This window comes from Bacteroidota bacterium (genome assembly GCA_034723125.1).
Lineage (GTDB): Bacteria > Bacteroidota > Bacteroidia > CAILMK01 > JAAYUY01 > JAYEOP01.
In genome coordinates this window covers 1-1727 of record JAYEOP010000526.1, presented here as the reverse complement: position 1 = coordinate 1727, position 1727 = coordinate 1, and the positions used below count along the sequence as shown (strand labels likewise).

Here is a 1727-nt window from a genome sequence, read left to right as displayed (position 1 = left end):
TATGCAAAGAATTTTTGCCTAAAAAAAGAAAAATATAATTTAATTTATTTATCAGGCGTTTTGAAATTAAATTGGTATAACACCCCTAAGGAAGCACCCTTCTGTGGAAAAAATCACAATCAGTTAATTATTGATTACTAACGGATTAAGTTGGGATTCTACATTTTCTTAGAGGCACCACTTAATAAAAATCTCATAAACCTAAGCAAATAATTATATAAACCAAGTTGTTTTATGAACTCAAAAAATAATGATTTTATCTTTTGATAGTTGTTCAAAACAATTCCACCAAACTTGCTTGTTTGTGAATATCTTACTTTACTTAAAGAAAATTTTTTTTTAGTTAAAGGAATATCAAAAAATGACTCAATCTGATTAATAACTTTTTTGGCATCACTCATCAAATCTTTATAATAAATAATCATAGTATTTTTACCTTCTTCGCTTTTCCATTTATTGTAAAAAAAATCCAAATCCTCTTTCAATCCACTTTTACTTGCCTCCTTTATCCATTCATCATCAGTCTCCACTCCTTCAAATCTCTTTAATCCACTACTAAGATTTTTATTAAAAGATCGTTTGTAAGATTGGATTATTTCATCAGGTTCACGAAGTAAAACAACCTTTTTTGTTGATTTTAATCTTTCAATATTATTTACTGTTGGTGGAAGATGTTGTTTGAAAATTTTCGTTTCATTTGAAAATATCTTTGCATGTTTATCGTCCAATTCTTTAATATCCGTATGAAATTCCTGAAGTATTTTCAAATTATTTGGAACAGGAAGGTCAAGAGCAAACAATTGCATTGCTTCAATAAAATGAAGTTTACCAATAGTTTTCATCAATGCTGTGCTTGCACTTTTAGGGATTGCAATAATTAACATATTTGCTTAATTAATTTTTCTTCAAAGGTATTGAAAAAAATTTCACATGGCACCTAAAAAGAAAATTAGTCATCACAAAATACTTTGTAACATTTCTTTGCTTCCATACGTAATAACAATAAACAACAAGAAAAATATAACTCCTTTTATTTAAAATTTTTAGTTTAATAAAGTTTAAGGTTAATTTTAGAGGAGATAAGCCCTGCCACGAACAGGGCTTTTTTAATTTAGAAATAATTACAATAAATATTTTCTTTAAAATACATTTTTTGTACCTTTGATTTTTTAAACAAGTTTTTAAAATCTTTAAATAATAATATTATGTATTCACAAAAATCAATTGTTTTTTTTCTAACGCTAATTTTTTTATCAATTTTTACTTACGGACAAGCTAATTTAAGCAGTGGACTTACTGCGTATTACCCCTTAGATGGAAATGCAAGAGATTACAGTGGAAATTCTTTTGATGGAAACATTTATGAAGCCACTCCAACTCAAGACAGGTTCGGTAACTACAATCATGCTTACAGCTTTGATGGCAACAATGATTTTATTGGTTTGGGAAATAATTTTGGAGATATCTTTTCAAACGGCAATCGCCAATTTGCCTTTTCATTCTGGTTTAAATGTAATAATTTATCTGGAACAAATATATTAATTGACAAAGCTGCATCTAACGTTTGTTCTGAAAGCCAATATGAATGGGTAATTCGCACAAAAGATAGTCATCTTAACTTTGTTGCTTTTTATTCTTTGGACGGCACTAATGCCAGAAATATTGAATGTTACAAAACTCTTAATACAAATACTTGGTATCATGTTGTTGGTAATTTTGATGGCAAC

General features: G+C 27.9%; 2 protein-coding genes. One reads left to right on the top strand and one right to left on the bottom strand.

The features are described 5' to 3' along the window. Positions 1–158: 158 nt before the first annotated feature. Positions 159–884 carry a sulfotransferase domain-containing protein gene (locus U9R42_13590; GenBank protein MEA3497054.1) on the bottom strand — a complete coding sequence of 242 codons (726 nt, stop codon included), beginning with the start codon at positions 882–884 and terminating at the stop codon, positions 159–161. Between the two features lie 321 nt (positions 885–1205). Here U9R42_13590 and U9R42_13585 point away from each other — a divergent pair. Then, a partial coding sequence (locus U9R42_13585) for a LamG-like jellyroll fold domain-containing protein (protein MEA3497053.1) occupies positions 1206–1727 on the top strand: 522 nt, incomplete at its 3' end.

Excerpts from the sequence above, each read along its gene's own strand:
- U9R42_13590 (MEA3497054.1), bottom strand. The coding sequence starts at position 884 with ATGTTAATTATTGCAATCCCTAAAAGTGCAAGCACAGCATTGATGAAA.